The organism is Paracoccus tegillarcae (assembly GCF_002847305.1).
Lineage (GTDB): Bacteria > Pseudomonadota > Alphaproteobacteria > Rhodobacterales > Rhodobacteraceae > Paracoccus > Paracoccus tegillarcae.
This window is the reverse complement of the sequence record NZ_CP025408.1, coordinates 2,695,387-2,714,347: the sequence shown is the minus strand read 5'-3', so window position 1 is coordinate 2,714,347 and position 18,961 is coordinate 2,695,387. Positions and strand designations below refer to the sequence as shown.

Here is an 18,961-nt window from a genome sequence, read left to right as displayed (position 1 = left end):
CTCGACGGGCGGGACCGGAAGATCAGCATTCGGGTAGGTTGACTGCAAGGCCTCCAAGGCTTGTCTCCTTGTATTTGGTGTTCATGTCCTCGCCGGTCTGGCGCATCGTCTCGATGCAATTGTCCAGTGGCATGAAATGCGAGCCGTCGCCGCGCAGGGCAAGGCTTGCGGCGCTGACCGCCTTGATCGCGCCCAACCCGTTGCGCTCGATACAGGGGACCTGTACCAGCCCGGCGGCGGGATCGCAGGTCATGCCGAGATGATGCTCAAGGGCGATTTCGGCAGCGTTCTCGATCTGCTCATTCGTGCCGCCAAGGGCCGCGCAGAGCCCTGCGGCAGCCATCGCGGAGGCGCTGCCCACTTCTGCCTGACAGCCGCATTCCGCCCCCGAGATCGACGCACGGTGTTTGATCAGCCCGCCGATCGCCGACGCGGTGAGCATCAGCGTTTCGGCGCCGGCTTCCGTCGCGCCGATGCATTGATCACGGTAATAGCGCAGCACAGAGGGCACCACGCCTGCCGCGCCATTGGTGGGCGATGTGACGACACGGCCCCCGGCGGCGTTTTCCTCGTTCACGGCCATTGCATAGACGCTGAGCCAGTCGTTTGCCGCGTGGGGCTGTCGCAGGTTGCTGCCACGCTCGGCCAGCAACTGCTCATGGATCGCCTTTGCGCGCCGCTTGACGCCGAGGCCGCCGGGCAAGATCCCATCCATCCTCAGACCCCGATCGATACAGGCATGCATCACATCGCAGATGCGGGTGATCTGCCTGGACAGTTCGCGGGGGGCGATATCCTGATGCGCACATTCGTTGGCGCGCTTCATCTCGGCGATGCTTTTGCCAGAGGCGCGGCCCATATCCAGCATTTCCGCAGCCGAGCCAAAGGGGTAGGGATAGCCCATCGCAACCTTTTCAGCACTGAGCGACTGCGTTTTGGCGGCCTTTTCGGCCGCGAGCTCGGCCTCGGTCACGACAAAACCGCCGCCGATGGAATAATAGATCTGGGTCAGGTAGGGATTGCCGCGCTCGTCAAAGGCACGCAGCATCAGGCCATTGGGATGGCCCGGCAATGGCGGGCCGTAGTCGAACACCAGATCGTTTTCTGGATCGAAGTCCAGAACGCAAAGTCCGGGCGGGCTGATGCGGCCGGTCGCGCGCAGTTCGGCCTCTAGCTCTTCGGCCTTGTCGGGATCGATCGTGGCCGGTTCACATCCCATCAGTCCAAGGATAACCGCCCGGTCCGTGGCATGGCCCTTGCCGGTAAAGGCAAGCGAGCCATGCAACGAGGCGCTCAGGCGGGCAAGCTTGCCCGCGCCCGGAATTTTCTCGGCCCCACCGCGCAGATCGTCAAGAAAGCGCGCGGCGGCGGTCATCGGCCCCATCGTATGCGATGACGAAGGGCCGACGCCGATCTTGAAGATGTCGAAGACCGACAGGAACATGGCTCAGGCCAGATCCGCATAGATCGGATGCGCCGCGCAAAGCGCCTGGACGTCGGCCAGGACAGCCGCCTCGACATCCGCATCGCCCTCGGGGTTCACTGCGAGCGCGTCGATCACCCGCAGGATCAAATGGCCGATTTTGCGGAACTCGGCCTCTGCGAAGCCGCGCGTGGTGCCCGCAGAAGTGCCGAGCCGCACACCGGAGGTCACGAAAGGCTTTTCGGGATCAAACGGAATGGCATTCTTGTTGCAGGTCAGGCCCGCGCGCTCCAGCGCGATCTCGGCCACCTTGCCGGTCACGCCCTTGGGACGCAGATCGACCAGAACCATATGGCAATCGGTGCCACCCGACACGACGCCAAGACCGCCCGCGACCAGCACCTCGGACAGGGCGCGCGCATTGGCGATGACATTTTGTGCGTAGGTCTTGAAGCCCGGCTGCAGAGCCTCGCCGAAGGCCACAGCCTTGGCAGCGATCACATGCATCAGTGGTCCGCCCTGGTTGCCAGGGAAGACGGCGGAGTTGACCTTCTTTGCCAGCGCCTCGTCATTGCTGAGAATGATCCCGCCGCGCGGGCCGCGCAGCGTCTTGTGGGTTGTGGACGTCACGACATGGGCATGGGGGATCGGATCGGGATATTCGCCCGCCGCGATCAGACCTGCATAATGCGCCATGTCGACCATCAGATAGGCGCCAACCTCGTCAGCAATCGCGCGGAAAGCGGCGAAATCCATGTGACGCGGATAGGCCGACGCGCCGGCCACGATCAACTTGGGCTTGGCCTCCAGAGCGCGGGCACGCACCTTGTCCATGTCGATCAGGTGATCGTCTTCGGAAACCTCATAGCTGACCACGTCAAACCATTTGCCCGACATGGTGACGGGCGAGCCATGCGTCAGATGCCCGCCATGCGCGAGATCCAGACCCATGATCCGGTCGCCCGGCTGAAGTAGCGCCAAAAACACCGCCTGGTTGGCCTGCGCACCGGAATGCGGCTGGACGTTGGCAAAGCCCGCGCCGAACAATTCACGCGCGCGGTCGATGGCGATCTGCTCGACTGTATCGACATGCTCACAACCGCCGTAATAGCGCCGCCCCGGATAGCCCTCGGCATATTTGTTGGTCAGCACGGAGCCTTGCGCCAAAAGCACGTCGCGGCTGACGATGTTCTCCGACGCGATCAGTTCGATCTGGTCTTGCTGGCGGTCAAGTTCATGGCCGATGGCATCGGCAATGGCGACATCGGACAGGGCATTGCGGTCGAGGGTCGTCAACATGGGGGTGTCTCCGGCAGTTCGGGGGTTGCACGCCGCGCGTATCGCGCGACGCGGATAGCACGAGAAATGTCACGCTGAACGGTCAGAAACCGCTTTCGAACTCGTGTTGTGCGGTGCTTAGAAGCGCCTCGACATGCGGCGCGAAGGACCGCCACACCTCAAGCCGCCAGTCGGTCTCGCCATCGCGGATCAAAACGACCTGCGCATAGTCGAAGACCGTGCGCTTGGCGTTGCCCACTGCGATACGGCTGAGGTCAATGGGACAACCGGTCGTGAGCAACTCGGTCGCACGCGGCCCGCTCAGCCCATAGGTGATCTCGCGGTCCGAAATCACCACGAGGCTATGCGCGGCGGTCTGGCGGATGCCCGCGAAGGCGGTCTCGATGGCGTCCTGCTGGGCCTCGGGGGCGTGCAGCAGCCATTCATCAGGCCCCATGCACCACGCCGATCGAGAGCCCTTATGGGCGCCCTGTCCCACACCGGTGGGCAACTCGAGTCCAAAGGCACCTGATGCGGCTTTGAGATCGTCCGGCGCGATGCGCAGGTTGAAACGCGCCACCGGCGGCAGCACCGACAGGGTCACGTCACCCAGCTTAGACACATGTGCATTCATGGATCCGTCCTCCCTGTTATTCGACCAAAAGGCGTTCGCCCTTGGGATCATAGAACATCGTGCTGCTCACCTTGGCCTTGATCGGTACGCCATCGGCGCGCGGCACGAAGATGGTCTGGTCCATCTTGTCATGCCCGCCTTCGATCACCGCCATCGCCACCGACCGGCCCAGAGATTCGGACCAGTAGGATGAGGTCACATGCCCGATCATCTTCATAGGTTTCGGCTGGTTGGGATTGTCGACGATCTGCGCACCCTCGATCAGAACCGTCTTGGGATCCTCGGTCAGAAGGCCCACAAGCTGCTTGCGGTTCGGCGCCACGATATCGGGGCGATCGAGCGAGCGTTTGCCGACAAAGTCCGGCTTTGCCTTGCCGATCGCCCAGGTCAGACCGGCATCCTGCGGCGTGACGGTGCCGTCCGTGTCCTGACCCACGATGATGAAGCCTTTTTCAGCGCGCAACACGTGCATCGTTTCAGTGCCATAGGGGCAGATATCGTATTGCTGGCCCGCCTCCCAAAGCTTTTCCCAAAGTGCGCGTCCGTGACGTGCGGGCACGTTGATTTCAAAGCCCAACTCGCCGGTAAAGCTGATCCGGAACAGCCGCGACGGGAAACCCACGACGGTGCATTCGCGCACCGACATGTGCGGGAAGGCCTCGTTCGACATGTCGCAACCCTCAACGAACGGCGCGAGCAGCTTGCGGGCATTCGGCCCGTTGACTGCAATCGTCGCCCATTCCTCGGTGGTGGAGGTCAGCCAGACCTTGAGATCGGGCCATTCCGTCTGAAGGTAATCCTCCATCATGTTCAGCACCCGCGCGGCGCCGCCTGTCGTCGTGGTGACGTGGAACAGGTCGTCGCGCATGCGTCCGATGACACCGTCATCGCGGATGAACCCGTCCTCACCCAAAAGCAGGCCATAGCGCGCACGCCCGACACCCAGCTTGGTCCAGGGGTTGGTATACATGCGATTCATGAACTCGACCGCATCGGGGCCAGAAACCTCGATCTTGCCCAGCGTCGAGGCATCGAAGATACCAAGACTTTCGCGCGTTGACTTGCATTCGCGCGCTACCGCCTTGTGCATGTCCTCGCCCACCTTGGGAAAATACCATGCGCGCCGCCACAGGGCGACCGGCTCGAACTCTGCTCCGTTTTCCGCGGCCCAACTGTCGATGGGCGTGCGGCGCGTCACTTCGAATTGCCCACCCTTGTGATAGCCGCAGAATGCGCCAAAGGTCGTCGGCGTATAGGGCGGACGGAACGTGGTCAGGCCAACCTGCGGCGGTTCCTTGCCAAGCGCATCAGCGGCAATCGTCAGGCCGTTCATGTTGCTCAGCTTGCCCTGATCGGTCGCCATGCCGTTCGTCGTATAGCGCTTGACGTGTTCGATCGATCGCATGCCCTCGCGGACAGCAAGGCGCAGGTCCTTGGCAGTCACGTCGTTCTGAAAATCGACGAAGGCCTTGGCTTTGCCGGGGCTGCGGTCGGTCGGCAATTCCTTATGGAATTCGCCTGTGCCCACGCGATCATTCGCAACCTCGTAAGAAGATGCAGCAGCGGATGTGCCAAGGCACTTGAGCGCGTCCGCACCGGCCTTGGCGCCATCATCCAAAGCCGCGCCAATACCCCAAAGACCCCGGCCCGCGCCGGCGATCTGCACCGCTTCGGACTTGCGTCCGGGCAGATAGACCCGCGCATCGGCGTCCCAGTCGAGCGCGCCCTTGGTATGCGAGAAAAGATGCAGCGAGGGCGTCCAGCCGCCGCAGGCCAGCAGCGCATCGCATTCCAGCCACTCGCCCGATCCGACGGCCCCGGCGCGCACCGGGTTGACCCGCACGCCCTTGACGCGCAGACGGCCCTTGGTGGCGGTCGCGGTGTGCCCCAGCTTGACCGGAATGCCCAGCAATTTTGCGCGATCCTGCAGCGCAATCTCCACGATATCGCGCGTGTCAATGATGGCAGCGACGCGGGCGCCTGCCTCGGCCATGTCAAAGGCGGTGTGCCATGCGCTGTCATGGCTGGTCAGCACTGCGGGCGTTTTGCCGACCAGCACTCCAAAGCGATTGAGGAAGGTTTGGGCCGCACCTGACAGCATCACTCCGGGTGCGTCGTTGCCGTCGAAGACCAGCGGGCGTTCGATGGCCCCCTGTGCCAACACTACCTCGCCGGCACGCACCCGCCACATGCGTTCGCGCGGTGCATCCTTGGGCAAGGTAACCAGATGATCGGTGATCCGCTCGATCATGCCGATCATGTTCTGATGGTAATAGCCGATGGCCGTGGTCCGGGTCATCCGACGCACATTGTCCAGCGCATCCAGTTCCGACACCGCGCCCTTAAGCCATTCCCAAGCCGGGATACCGTCGATCTGCGCCTGCGGTTCGGACAGCAGCGTGCCGCCCATTTCCGAATGTTCGTCCACGATCACCACATTGGCCCCTGCCCGCCCTGCGGTCAGCGCGGCGGCAAGACCGGAGGGGCCAGCGCCCAAGACCAGAACGTCGCAATGCAGGTAACGGCTGGCATAGGTGTCGGGGTCCACCTCGGTGGGCGCTTTGCCCAGACCTGCGGCCTTGCGGATGAAGGGCTCGTAGACAGAGTCCCAAAAGCTGCGCGGCCACATGAAGGTCTTGTAATAGAACCCTGCGGAAAACAGCATATACAGTCGGTCGTTGATCGCACCCAGATCGAAGGCCAGCGTTGGCCACTTGTTCTGGCTTTCGGCGGTCAGGCCCGGATAGATTTCCTGCATGGTGGCGCGGGTGTTCGGCTCGAACCGACCCGTGCCACGGGTGACGCCCATCAAAGCGTTCGGTTCTTCCGACCCGGCCGTGACCACGCCGCGGGGACGGTGGTACTTGAAGCTGCGCCCCATCAAATGCTGACCGTTGGCCAGTAATGCCGAGGCCAGCGTGTCGCCCTGACAGCCGGTAACTGCCTGGCCATCGAAGGTGAATTTGACAGGCTGGCCCTGATCGACACGGCCCCGTCCGGCAACGCGATACATGTTCATTCCGCAGCCTCCAGTCTGTTGAGGTCCGGGCGCTTCTCGCCCGCCTTGTAGGTGGTCAGGAACTGGTCAGAGACGGTGTCGCGCAGCGCGTTGAAGAACCGTCCGCAGCCGTTGATGTGCCGCCAGCGTTCGGCATGCACACCCTTGACGTTGGTACGGATGAACAGAAAATCGCGCCATTCCTCGTCGCTCAGCGCCGACGGATCGACCGGGCGGGCGATATGCGCCTCGCCGGCATAGGCAAATTCCAGCTCTGGCAGCGTGTCGTCGCAATAGGGGCAATGGATCAAAAGCATGGGTGTGACTCCTTAATGCGCGACGGCGGCAGCGGCGGCTTCGTCGATCAGACGACCGGTGGTGAACCGTTCCAGCGTGAAGGGTGCATTGATCGGGTGCGGCTCATCCTTGGCGACGGTCCAGGCCAGCGTATGTGCAGCCCCCGGCGTGGCCTTGAAGCCGCCCGTGCCCCAGCCGCAATTGACGTAAAGCCCTTTGACCGGCGTCTTGCCCAGGATGGCCGAACGGTCAGGTGTCACATCAACGATGCCGCCCCATTTGCGCAGCATCCGCATTCGCGTGAAAATCGGAAACACTTCGCAAATCGCGGCCACGGTATGTTCGATCAGCGGCAGGCCACCCCGTTGCGAATAGCTGGTGTATTGGTCGGTGCCCGAGCCGATGACCAGCTCGCCCTTGTCGGACTGGCTGATATAGGCGTGCACGGTGTTCGACATCACGACACAGGGAAAGACCGGCTTGACCGGCTCGCTGACCAGCGCCTGCAATGGATAGCTTTCCAGCGGCATCCGCACCCCCGCGCTTTCCATCACGACCGATGTGTGACCGGCTGCGGAAACTGCGACCTTCTTGGCCTTGATGAAACCCTTGGCGGTATCGACCCCTTCGACCGAACCATCTGGGCCGCGCCGGATCGCGATGACGGGGCAATTCTGGATGATGTCCACGCCCCGTTTCGCCGCCGCCCGCGCATACCCCCAGGCCACCGCATCGTGTCGCGCGGTGCCGGCGCGCTGTTGCAGCGCTGCGCCCATCACCGGATAGCGCGCATCGGGCGCAATGTTCAGTGGCGGGCAGAATTTCTTGGCCTCCGCCGGCGTAAGCCAGCGGTTGTCCACGCCGTTCAGACGGTTGGCATGGATATGGCGCTGGAAGGACTGCACGTCATGCACGTTATGCGCCAGCATCATCACGCCGCGCTTGGAATACATGACGTTATAGTTCAGCTCGGTCGACAGGTTCTCCCACAGGTCCAGAGCATGATCGTAAAGCTTGGCGCTTTCGTCATAGAGGTAATTCGACCTGATGATCGTGGTGTTACGACCCGTATTGCCGCCACCAAGCCAACCCTTCTCGATCACCGCGACATTGGTGATGCCGTGTTCCTTGGCGAGATAGTAAGCGGCCCCCAGACCATGACCGCCAGCACCCACGATGACGACGTCATATTCCGCCCTGGGCTGGGCCTCGGGCCATTGTTCGGGCCAGTTCTTGTGTCCCGTCAAAGCGTTCTTAAGCAGCGACATCGCGGAAAAATGGGTCATGTCAGGGCCTTCCATCGCGGGCGAACTCGGTTTCCTTTCCTTGCCCGATGACATGCCATTTTGAACTGTATAATTGCGCCAGAATAATGTTATGTATGCGCCATGCCCACAGCATCCGCAGTTTCCACCTCTCAGCGCCTGAAAGTCGGTATCGTCCTGACCCGGCGCTTTACGATCTGCGCCTTTGCGAATTTCGTCGATGTGCTGCGACTGGCCGCCGACGAGGGCGACCGATCGCGACCGATCCTGTGCAGCTGGCGGGTGTTGTCACATGACATGAACCCGGTCGCATCAAGCTGTGGGCTGTCTGTGCAGCCGGATGAAAGGCTGGGCGATCCGGCGCGGTTTGACTACATCGTCGTGGTCGGCGGGCTGATGGAAGAGCTTGAGCGCGTCCCGCCCGAGGCGACCGAATTTTTGCGCCGGGCTGCGCGGGCAAACGTGCCGCTGGTGGGCGTCTGCACCGGGGCCTTCGTGCTGCACCGCGCCGGGCTGATGAACGGCTATCGCTGCTGTGTCAGTTGGTTTCACCACAACGACTTTCTTGAAAGTTTCGATGGAATAACCCCCGTCTCGGACCAGATCTTCGTGGTCGACCGTGACCGGCTGACCTGTTCCGGCGGCACCAGTTCGGCGCATCTGGCGGCGTTTCTGGTGGATCGGCATGTGGGCCGGGCAGCGGCCCGCAAAAGCCTTGCCATCATGATGATCGACGAGGCGCAGGCCGCCGAGCGCCCACAGCCGGGATTACCGATCGAACTTGCCACGCGCGACGCGCTGGTGCGCCGGGCACTGCTGGCAATGCAACAGACCATCGACACACCGCTGACGGTTGCAGCGCTTGCCGCGCGACTGAAGGTCAGCCGCCGCAAGCTGGAACGTCATTTTGCCGAACATCTGGGCACCAGCCCGTCCGAGGCCGGCAAGCTGTTGCGCCTGAATCATGCGGAATGGCTGCTGTCGCGGTCCGAGCGAACGATCACACAGATCGCGCAAGACACCGGCTTCACAGATGCGTCGCATTTCATCAGGATCTTCCGCGCGCGCCACGATCAGACACCTCAGGTCTGGCGCGTCGCGCAGGTGGCAGTGAAATAAGGGGCAGCCCGCCAGGAGCCGCCCCTTCTCACTTATCATTGCCTAAAATCAGGCGTTGGCGTGACGCGCGGCCAATCCCACTGTCGCAAGGCTCACGCCGACATAAAGCGCCGTCGAGATGGCGCAGCCGACCAGCGGCCCGACGACCCAGCCCGCATCGGTCCAGATCAGCAGATAGCCCGAGGTGCAAAATCCCCCGACCATCGCCGCAAGCGCGCCATAGGCATTGCCACGCCAGAAGGCCGAGACAAAGACCGGACCGACAAGCGCGGCCAGCAGCGTCCCGGTGCCAAGAATACCCAGCCAGGACAGGAAGAACGGCGGCGTATACAGCATCATGCCCAGACCAAAGAGACCAAAGGCGGCCACCGCAACCCGGTTGATCAGCAGCACCGTGCGCGGGTTCTCGTGGGTCGGGAACAGAGCCAGACGCAGGTCATGCGATGCGGCCGACGACACCGTGTGCAACAGCGAGTTGGCGGTCGATTGCATGGCGAACAGGATGCAGAGCGTAATGAACCCGCCCAGAACCGGATGCAGGAAGGTCTCCAGATAAACCGGCATTGCCTGATCCGCCTCGGCCAGTTCGGGCATCTTGATCCGCATATAGAGCCCGACAATCGGGATCAGCGACAGGATGCAGGCGAAGGGCGCTGTCCACATCGCCACGACCGAGAATTTGACGTCCGGCCGGAAGGCGAGAAAGCGCACCGCCATGTAAGGCAGCACAGCCGAGAACATCAGCGCGTAGGGCAGCACCAGAAAGACCGATCCGCGACCGGGTCCATAGGGATCCGAGGTTGCGGGGTTGACCAATGCCGGGTCGATGGCCTTGAGATCGGCGATCATCTGGCCCAGCGGGATATCGCTGAACACCTGAACGCAGATGATGACGGCGGCAATCAACATGCCCATCAGCATCAGCGTGTCCGTCCAGGCCACGGCCGTCAGACCTCCAAGCATCGTGTAAAGGATGATGATCGCAATCATCAGCGTCGCGCCCCAGGCTTGCGGCAGATCAAGCCAGCCGGCGGCCAGAATACCCACCGCCTTGATCTGGCTGGTCAGGAACACCAGCAACAGGACGATGGTGACAAGTGCGGCCACCCCGTGCACCAGTCGGGCCATGCCGCCGGTCCCATGAAGCTGCGCTGCATATTCAGGGATCGTATTGCTGCCCAGCGTTTCCGCGCGGCGCGCAAGGAAACGGGCGAAGAACAGCACGGCGATGACCATTGCCGGCGCAAACATGAAGTTGCCCAGCAATTCGATGGCCCCGTATTGATAGGCCACGCCCGGCGAGCCCATGAACCCCCAGCCGGAATAACCGGTGGCCACAATCGTTGCGGCACCCACGAAGGGGCCGAGTGACCGGCCCGCGACAAGAAAGCCGGATTCATCGTCATTATTGGCGTGAACGGTCTTGCTGGACTTCCAGCCAAGCCAGATCAGCACGACAAAAGACGCCGCCATGATCAGCCAGTTGATATATGGAATGGTGTCCACCTGTTACTCCTCCAAATATGGGTGGAAGCGCGCCTCCCGCGCGCCAAAGCTGTCAGGCCGTCTTCTACGGCTTGGCGCGTTCGACAATCAGGCCCAGCACGGCCAAGGCCAGCGTGGCGAGGTTCAGTATGGTGAACCAGTCGAGAACCCAGGAATCGAAGAACATCTTTCCTCCCTTCGATATGATCTGAAATGACACGCGCCCCGGACCGTTGGTCGGGGCGCGATTTTTGGGGTCAGGCGGCCTTGCTGGCGCCCTGTACGATCAAATGCTCGGGGCCATAGGGAAAGCCGGTGATATTGCGGCTGCCGGCCTCTTCGATCACCAGAATATCGTGCTCGCGGTAGCCACCGGCGCCCGGCATGTTTTCCGGGATGGTGATCATCGGCTCCATCGACACGACCATGCCCTCCTCCAGCACGGTGTCGCAATCTTCGCGCAGTTCCAGACCGGCCTCGCGACCGTAGTAATGGCCGAGCACGCCGAATGAGTGGCCATAGCCAAAGCTGCGATATTGCAGCAGATCGGCCTCTGCGTAGATATCATTCAATTCCTTGGCGATATCGGAGCACTTGTTACCCGGCACCAGCAATTCCTTGCCGCGGTCATGCACCTTGCAGTTCAACTCCCACATGGCGATATGCGCGTCGCTTGCATGTTCGGCAAACAGTGTCCGTTCCAGTGCCACGTAATAGCCTGCGACCATCGGGAAACAGTTCAGCGACAGGATATCACCGGATTCGATCTTGCGGCTGGTGACAGGGTTATGCGCACCATCGGTGTTCAGCCCCGACTGGAACCAGGTCCAGGTATCCAGCAGCTCTCCATCTGGCCAGACCTTCGCGATCTCGCGGATCATCGTCGCGGTCGAGTGCAGCGCCACTTCATGTTCGGGCACGCCCACTGCGGTTGCCGCGACACAGGCCGCACCACCGATATCGGCGATCCGGGTCATCTTCTCGATATGGGCGATCTCTTCGGCAGATTTGATCATGCGCAGGCGCATCGACGCCGCAGCAATATCAACGAATTCGATCTGCGGGAACTCGGCCTTCAGCAGCGCCAGCGTGTCGATGGTGATGTGGTCGAACTCAATCCCGATGCACTTGGCGCCGCCGGGAAGCAGAGTGCGGATGGCATGAAAATAATTGTCTTTCTGCCAGTCGGTATAGGTGACGTTCTTGCCGCCAAAGCTGCGGCGCCAGGGTTGGCCACCGTCGATGCCGGCGCTGATCGATGTCGCGATGTCATGATCGACCAGAAAGCCGTAGCGACGGCCAAACTGGCAATAGATGAAGTCGGAATAATAGTTGACGCAATGGTAGCTGGTGAACAGCGCCGCATCGATGCCAGCCTTGCTCATGTAGGTGCGGATGCCATCCAGCCGACGTTGCATTTCCGCGTCGGAAAAGGTCGCCTTGGCCTTGTCGCCATTGCCGACGTAATTCTGCAAGCGCTCTCTTTCCATAAAGTCCTCCGTTTGATCCCGTCACGGCGAACAGCGCCGCATCTGGCGTCAAAACAGCATTTCTTGCCTGCGCCGGTCAAACGATGTTACGTAACGGTAGGTTTAGTTTTTCTCATCAACGGGTGGTTTCATGGCCTTACCTCCCCTCAACGCGATCCGGGCATTCGAAGCGGTTGCGCGGGTTGGCTCTTTTAAGGCTGCGGCCGATGCGCTGTTCGTGACGCAGTCTGCGGTCAGCCACCAGATTCGCAACTTCGAGACCTGGCTGGGCGGTCCGCTTTTCAGCCGCGAGGGAAACCGGACGGTCCTCTTGCCGCATGGGCTGGAACTGGCCAATACCCTCTCGCGGGCCCTGAGCGAAATTGATGCTGCCTGCCACCACGCGCGCGTCGGCACCGGCAGCCAGCCACTGGTGATCGCCGCCATTCCATCGGTCGCGATGTGCTGGCTGATCCCGCGCCTGTCACAATTTCGCGCCGCATATCCCGAGATCGAGACGCGCATCGTCTATGCTATACATGGCTATGACATCGATTTTTCTGATGTTCATGTCGCCTTCACCTTTCTGCCTGACGCGCCCACCGGAGCGATGATCGACGCGCGGTTTTTCCTCAGCGGCGACAGAGTGCCCGTCTGCAGCCCGGCCGTACTCGCGCAACATGATCGACAAGGCATGGCGGACGATTTCAATCAGTTGGGGCTGCTCCATGATGGCGACGAGACCGACTGGCTGCGCTGGTTCGCACATGCGGGTCACGACGTTTCCGGTCCTTTGTCAGGCACGACCTTCGAAGATTTCAACCTTCTGCGCGCAGCGGCGCTGTCTGGACAGGGCGTGGCGCTGTGCCCGCGCGCGATGATCGAGGCTGATCTCGCGACCGGTGCATTGGTCAGCCTGTCAGATAAGCCAATGATAGACGAGTTTGACTACTACCTGATCACATCGAAACGCGCACCACTGGCTGTGCAGGCGCAAATCCGGCAGTTTTCGGATTGGGCCATGTCGCAATCGCAAGCCGCGACCCAATAGCCGAAAAAGCCGCGCCCGAGGGCGCGGCGGCTCATATGGCTTTGTGACAATGAACGCTCAGAGGTCTTCACGCGTCACGGCGCTGCCCTGCGCCTCGGCCTCGGTCATGCGCTGGAATTGTCCCTTTCCCATATAGACCCAGCTTTTGCCCTCGGACGTCGCCAGGAATTCGTTCGAAAAGCCGCTTTCGATTTCCCGTTGCGGATGGGCGCCCAGCACCATGCCCTTCATGAGGATCAGGTAGATCACCAATCCCAGCGGAAAACCGAGGACAAAAGCATATTGCGAATACCATGCCGCAATACCGCCCGCGACCACCCAGGCGATCATTCCGGCCGGGTTGAAACCGCCCGCATAGCGAAACTGCCCGTCAAGTTTATAGAGGTCTGGCACGTTGAGCCGCCGTTTGCGCAACAGGTAGTAATCCGCCACCATGATGCCGCCGATGGCCGACAGGAAGGCGCCGTAATAGCCCAGGAAAACGAAAAGGTTGTTCAGGATCTGCCATGGAAAGCAAAGCGTGCCGACGATCCCTGCGATCACCACCGCCATCTTGTAGTTGATCAGACGCGGCGCGAGGTTGATGAAGGTCAGCGCCGAGGGGATCAGGTTGGCCGAGTTGTTGGTCGACCATTGCGCCAGCACCACCAGGGCCAGCAGCAGCACCAGCGACAGGCCCTGCCCTTCGCCCTGAATGACCTCGACCGGGTTCCAGTTGCCGGTAGCGATAAACGAAACCGCACCCAGCCCCGCGATAAAGGCCTGAGTGATCGGCAGAGCCAGAATCTGACCGACAAAGATGTTGCGATTGCGCGCCATAAAGCCTCGGGCGTGGGCCTTGGTTTTTACAAAGCGGGTCAGATTGGGGACGTCGATCGCCATAGTGGACCAGAAGCCCAGATTTGCGACGAACAGCACCAGAAGCGACATCTCTCCGGTGGCCTCGAAGGTCCAGATGTTGATGCCTTGTGTATTGGCCACGCCCTCAATGGTGAAATACATCCAAACCGAGATCGCAATGATCGCCGGCGCGGCAAGCGAAGCCAGGCGTTCCACAGACTTGATGCCGGATGCGGTATTGGCCACTTGCACAAGGGCAAAGACGCCATACCAGATGGCCCAGTTGTCAAAGCCAAAAAAATACTGGCCGATGCCGTTTAACGCCAGCGCGCCCAGATAGGTCTGGATGCCAAACCACATGGCGGCCACCAACCCGCGTGAAATCGCCGGCAGATGGGTGCCGTGGATCCCAAAGGGCGCGCGCAGGTAGACGGCAAACGTCAGGCCGTGCTCGGTACCGATATCAGCGGTCATCAGCATGACGGCACCAATGCACAGATTGGCCAGCAATATTGTCAGGACCACGGTCAGCAGAGGCACGCCGCCTTCTACCCCAGCCGCGCCCAGCGAATAGGTCGCGATTATTACTGCAATACCCACCCAGATCCAGGCATAGCCCAGCATCCCGATGGGTCGTTGGCCCAGCAGGGTGGGCAGAATGGATTCCTCGACAAGCGCGCTGCGCTCGTGTTCGGCATCCCGTACTTGATCTGCGACACTCATTTTGATCCCCTGTTGTCTGTTTGTGCTTTGTTATAATTAAAAAAATCCCGGCGCATTTTGTGCGCCGGGGGTATGGTTCAGCTTGCGGCCTTCATCTTGTCGCGCAGCTTGTTGGTGGCTTCGATATCGACAGTCTCTTCTTCCAGATCGACGATCACGCCATAGGCTCGGCGGGCATGGTCGACGCTGCAGAACCCGTCCAGGACATCCTCCAGCACCTTCTGCGCCCGCCGCTTCAGCGGATCGCCGAAACCGCCACCATTGGGGCTGTAATAGGCCATCACATCGCCGGCCCCGACCTCGAGGCCCGAAAACTTCGAATGCATCTCGGTCACGTCATCAGGCGTCGCGGCATTGTAGAGCAGGCATTTGCCGACCGCGCCCTCATGGCCGCCGAAGATACCCCAAGGCGCCTCGGAATGCCGTTCGCTTTCATGGGTTATGAAACCCGGTGACAGCACGCGCTGCGATTTGACCACGCCGATACCGCCGCGATACTCCCCCGCCCCCGGCGGCACGTCGTCACGCAACTCGTAGCGGTCGCAGATCATCGGGATATGCATCGCCAGATCTTCGAGCGGATTATTGCGCGTATTGGCCATCAGGTTGTCGATCGCGTCGGGCCCATCGGACCGCGGCCTGCCGCCATAGGCGCCCTCGTTGACCTCCAGAAACACCCAGTATTCGCCCGAGGGTCGCACCCCGGAATAGGCGGCGAATGAAATCGACGCTGATGAGCCCGCGATCACCGTGTCGGGCATAACCGGGGCCAGTGCGCGGATGATGAGATCAATCATCCGGTTGCACTGGGTAAAGCGTGCCTCGGCAGAGGCGGGGAATCTGGGATTGAAGATCGAACCCAGCGGCGCGGTCACCTTGATCGGGCGGAAGGATCCCTCGTTGGACGGCACCCGCATCTCGGATGTCGCCGTATCGAGCAGCAGCTTGCGAAAGGCTGCATAGGCCGCCACCTTGGTCGAGCCCTCGAAGGGCACGTTATAGGCGGTCGGCGTCTGGTCCGCCGATCCCGTCAGATCCACCTCTACCTCATCGCCACGCACGCGAACCGTCACCTTGACGCGCAGCCGCTGGCCACGGTTGCGGCCATCGTCGTCAAGCCAGCCCTCGGCCTCGTAATCACCATCGGGGATCTCGGAAAGGCGCTGGCGCGTCATCCGCTCGGAGTAATCCATCAGTTGATTGGCCGAGCCGAAGACGACATCCTCGCCGTATTTCTCCAGCAATTCGACAAACCGCTTTGCCCCCAGTCGGGCCGAGGCAACCTGCGCCTCGATATCGCTGACAAGCTGCTGTGCGGCGCGGCTGTTCATGCGGATATAGTTCCACATCGCGGTGTTGGCCTCGCCCTTGCGGTACAGCTTAACGCCCGCGAGCAACATCCCTTCGGCAAAGACATCGGGGACGTCGATGATCAGACCGGGCGTTGCCGCGCCGATATCGACGTGATGGGCCGTATTCCCGGCAAAGCCCACCAGCCTGCCCTTGAAGAAGACCGGTACGACGATAGCCAGATCGGGCGTATGCGAAGCGCCGTAATAGGGATGGTTGTGAACGACCACATCGCCCTCATACCATTCGCCGTCCTCGATGGTTTCCGCGATCCCGCGCAGATAACCGGGGATCGAGCCTATATGCATCGGCGTCGATTCACTTTCGCAAAGCGTGTTGTAATCAGTGTCGAACAGCCCCGCGCCCAGATCCTGGCTTTCGCGGATGATCGAGGAAAAGGACATGCGATACAGCACATGGCCCAGTTCCTCGGCGACAGTCTCGAACGAGCCGCGGATGACCTGAAGCGTGATCGGGTCCACCTCGGTGAACTCGGGTTTTGTCATGACGTTCATATCTGTCTCTCCCTTTCTCACGCGGCGGCGACAAGGCAGATACGGGTATTGCCGTGATCCAGCGTCTCGGCCGCATAGCCCGGCGGGACCAGCGTGGTGGAATTGTGCTGAATGAGGATGGCCGGGCCATTGACCACATCGCCCGCGTAAAGTTTCATCCGGTCATAGCGCGGGGTTTCCAGCGTCTTGCCGTCGTCGAAGGTGGTGGCGCGCACGAACATCAGCGCGCGATCCACCGAGCTTCCGTCGGTCTTTTGCACCTTTGGGATCTCGATCTTGCGGGCCGTCGCGGAGCCGATGGCCCGCAGGGTGATCAGCTCGACCTCCGCCTCGCGGTAGCTGTAGCCGTAATTGGACCTGTCGCGGTTTGGTGCCGCTCCTTTGACCACGTAATGTGCAGCAAAGGAGATGAACCATGGGCACAGTCAGGACGGATGAATTTCGCAAGGATGCAGTGCGGATTGCGCTGACCAGCGGGCTTTCGCGGCGTCAAGTTGCGGATGATCTTGGGGTCGGCTTGTCGACCCTCAATAAGTGGGTGAACGCACACCGGGACACGGACGTAGTCTCAGCCGAGGATCGCGAGTTGGCGCGTGAGAACGAACGGCTTCGGCGCGAGAACCGTATCCTCAAGGAGGAGAGGGACATCCTAAAAAAAGCCACCCAGTTCTTCGCGGGCCAAAAGCCGTGAGGTTCAGGTTCATCGAAGAACAGCGCGGGGCCTTCCCGATCGACCGGCTTTGCCAGGTGATGAATGTCAGCCCGCGTGGATTACGGGCCTTCCGCAGCCTCCCAGCCAGCCACAGGCAGCGCATGGACATGGTCGTTCTGGCGCATATCAAGGAACAGTCGCGTCTGAGCTTGGGCAGCTATGGTCGGCCGAGGATGACAGAGGAGCTGAAAGAGGTTGGTGTCGATGTCGGGCATCGACGCGTCGGTCGCCTGATGCGCGAAAACAGGATCATCGTTGAAAGAACGCGTAAGTTCAAAGCCACGACCGACAGCGCCCATACGTTCAACATCGCCCCGAACCTGCTGGATCGCGACTTTAGTGCAGCCGGGCCCAACCAGAAATGGGCGGGCGACATCAGCTACATCTGGACCCGCGAGGGCTGGCTATATCTGGCAGTCATCCTGGACCTGCACTCCCGCCGCGTGATCGGCTGGGCTGTCAGCAACCGGATGAAGCGCGATCTGGCGATCCGGGCCTTGAAGATGGCGATTGCCTTCAGGTCGCCACCCAAAGGCTGCATCTTCCACAGCGACAGGGGCAGCCAATACTGTTCGCATGACTACCAGAAGATCCTGCGCCAGCATGGCTTCAAAGTCTCGATGAGCGGCAAAGGTAATTGTTATGACAATGCGGCCGTCGAGACATTCTTCAAAACCATCAAGGCCGAGCTGATCTGGCGGCGGTCATGGGTAACCCGGCGGCACGCTGAGATGGCGATCTTCGAATACATCAATGGGTTCTACAATCCGCGTCGACGGCACTCAGCACTGGGCTGGAAAAGCCCGGTCGCTTTTGAACGGAAGGTGGCTTAAACGAGCACTCGGAGCGGCACAAATACGTGACAGGTCCACTCGATCGCGCGCTCCGACCATGGGTGATACTGCGCTTGCAATTGGTAGAACGCCTTGCCGAGAAATCCCTAAGCTCCTCTATTTGCGATAGCCCTTGCTGCAATATGGGCGTTTTGGAAGCGTAGCGTCCGAGGTGTCTGAAAATCGCTTAGGCATTCATGTTCTATGACAAACAGGTTCTGCCATAACGCTAGGTCGTGTTGAAAAAAGGGAATCTGAACCGCACCGGGTTTGCCGGAGGCTCCAACTCTTCAGTCGGATGACGACCAAGATCCACCTCCTCGTCACTGCGCACAGGCCCCCTCTGAGGTCAGTGCTCACGCCGGGCCAGACGTCGGACTCTCTCGGTTTCGATATGATGATGGCGGATAATATGCCTCTCCCGAGCGTGCTTCTCGCAGATCGTGGTTGCGATGCAGACAAGATCAGGAACGATATGTAAGCACGAAATGTGCTGCTGGTGATCCCGATGCGCAAGCCTCGCAAGAAGCGCGTCGGCGTGGATCGCTGGCTGTATCGCCTGCGCAACTTGGTCGAACGCTGCTTCAACAGGCTCAAGAACGCCCGGCAGGTCGCAACCCGCCACGACAAGATTGCAGAAAGCTTCCTTGGCTTCATTGATATCACGTCGATCCGCCTATGGCTCCGGCATTTGACGACGTGACCAGCGCTTTTCCCTCTTGGATCACCCTTCGCAGAGGGCGGTGATCGGCTTTGCCAGCTCAACGCTGAAGGTCGAGAGCACCCAGCGACGCGCTTTTGGGGGGCGCTGACACTGAAAAGGTCACGCCCCTGTCACATAGGGTCAAATTCTGATCGCCCAACGTCAACTGCCGCATGCGTCACAGGCGTATTCAGGTTGCACGATGTGATGTGACGTCAACCAGCAGCGGGCAACGACCGCGCGACATCACGCAAATTCACTGCGCG

Annotated in this window: 14 protein-coding genes and 1 pseudogene; 4 read left to right on the top strand and 11 right to left on the bottom strand. The window is 61.0% G+C overall.

The window, feature by feature from the left end; genetic code table 11:
• Positions 1-22: 22 nt before the first annotated feature.
• From CUV01_RS13235 to CUV01_RS13210, 6 genes are all read right to left on the bottom strand, one after another.
• Positions 23-1,444: an L-serine ammonia-lyase gene (locus CUV01_RS13235; RefSeq protein ID WP_101460887.1), complete on the bottom strand. Its 1,422-nt coding sequence runs from the start codon at positions 1,442-1,444 to the stop codon at positions 23-25.
• Between the two features lie 3 nt (positions 1,445-1,447).
• Positions 1,448-2,722, bottom strand: a complete 1,275-nt coding sequence (gene glyA / locus CUV01_RS13230) for a serine hydroxymethyltransferase (RefSeq protein ID WP_101460886.1) — start codon at positions 2,720-2,722, stop codon at positions 1,448-1,450.
• 82 nt (positions 2,723-2,804) lie between these two features.
• Positions 2,805-3,335, bottom strand: coding sequence for a sarcosine oxidase subunit gamma (locus CUV01_RS13225; protein ID WP_101460885.1), 531 nt, complete (start codon positions 3,333-3,335; stop codon positions 2,805-2,807).
• A 16-nt stretch (positions 3,336-3,351) separates the two neighbouring features.
• A complete protein-coding gene (locus tag CUV01_RS13220; protein ID WP_101460884.1) occupies positions 3,352-6,354 on the bottom strand; it encodes a sarcosine oxidase subunit alpha in 3,003 nt (1,000 codons plus the stop codon).
• Positions 6,351-6,650 (bottom strand): sarcosine oxidase subunit delta, encoded by a 300-nt coding sequence (locus tag CUV01_RS13215; protein ID WP_101460883.1) that lies wholly within the window; start codon positions 6,648-6,650, stop codon positions 6,351-6,353. Before CUV01_RS13215 ends, CUV01_RS13220 begins: the two co-directional genes overlap by 4 nt.
• A gap of 12 nt (positions 6,651-6,662) precedes the next feature.
• Positions 6,663-7,916: a sarcosine oxidase subunit beta family protein gene (locus CUV01_RS13210; RefSeq protein WP_101462083.1), complete on the bottom strand. Its 1,254-nt coding sequence runs from the start codon at positions 7,914-7,916 to the stop codon at positions 6,663-6,665.
• A gap of 102 nt (positions 7,917-8,018) precedes the next feature.
• On the opposite strand from CUV01_RS13210, the gene CUV01_RS13205 reads away from it, so the two are divergent.
• Positions 8,019-9,014, top strand: coding sequence for a GlxA family transcriptional regulator (locus CUV01_RS13205; protein WP_101460882.1), 996 nt, complete (start codon positions 8,019-8,021; stop codon positions 9,012-9,014).
• Positions 9,015-9,062: 48 nt separating this feature from the next.
• Here CUV01_RS13205 and CUV01_RS13200 read toward each other — a convergent pair whose 3' ends face one another.
• Both CUV01_RS13200 and CUV01_RS13195 read right to left on the bottom strand, forming a co-directional pair.
• Complete coding sequence (locus CUV01_RS13200) at positions 9,063-10,520, bottom strand: sodium:solute symporter family protein (protein WP_101460881.1); 1,458 nt, start codon at positions 10,518-10,520, stop codon at positions 9,063-9,065.
• Between the two features lie 236 nt (positions 10,521-10,756).
• Positions 10,757-11,989 (bottom strand): aminopeptidase P family protein, encoded by a 1,233-nt coding sequence (locus CUV01_RS13195; RefSeq protein WP_101460880.1) that lies wholly within the window; start codon positions 11,987-11,989, stop codon positions 10,757-10,759.
• 130 nt (positions 11,990-12,119) lie between these two features.
• Here CUV01_RS13195 and CUV01_RS13190 point away from each other — a divergent pair, with 130 nt between their 5' ends.
• Entirely contained in the window at positions 12,120-13,019 is a 900-nt protein-coding gene (locus CUV01_RS13190; RefSeq protein ID WP_101460879.1) for a LysR substrate-binding domain-containing protein, read from the top strand.
• 57 nt (positions 13,020-13,076) lie between these two features.
• On the opposite strand, the gene CUV01_RS13185 is transcribed toward CUV01_RS13190, so the two are convergent.
• The 3 genes from CUV01_RS13185 to CUV01_RS13175 form a co-directional block, all read right to left on the bottom strand.
• Positions 13,077-14,582: an NCS1 family transporter gene (locus CUV01_RS13185; protein ID WP_101460878.1), complete on the bottom strand. Its 1,506-nt coding sequence runs from the start codon at positions 14,580-14,582 to the stop codon at positions 13,077-13,079.
• A 77-nt stretch (positions 14,583-14,659) separates the two neighbouring features.
• On the bottom strand, positions 14,660-16,447 hold the full coding sequence (locus CUV01_RS13180) for a hydantoinase B/oxoprolinase family protein (protein WP_101460877.1): 1,788 nt from the start codon (positions 16,445-16,447) through the stop codon (positions 14,660-14,662).
• A gap of 17 nt (positions 16,448-16,464) precedes the next feature.
• Positions 16,465-16,836 carry a hypothetical protein gene (locus tag CUV01_RS13175; protein WP_232962234.1) on the bottom strand — a complete coding sequence of 124 codons (372 nt, stop codon included), beginning with the start codon at positions 16,834-16,836 and terminating at the stop codon, positions 16,465-16,467.
• Positions 16,837-16,862: 26 nt separating this feature from the next.
• On the opposite strand from CUV01_RS13175, the gene CUV01_RS13170 reads away from it, so the two are divergent.
• Positions 16,863-17,992, top strand: a protein-coding gene (locus CUV01_RS13170; protein WP_101458713.1) for an IS3 family transposase whose coding sequence is annotated in 2 segments (ribosomal slippage) — positions 16,863-17,097 and positions 17,097-17,992 — 1,131 coding nt in all. Because the reading frame shifts where the segments join, the coding sequence is not laid out codon by codon here.
• Between the two features lie 301 nt (positions 17,993-18,293).
• Positions 18,294-18,695 (top strand): annotated as a pseudogene (locus CUV01_RS13165) (transposase); the annotation flags it as partial.
• Positions 18,696-18,961: the final 266 nt, after the last annotated feature.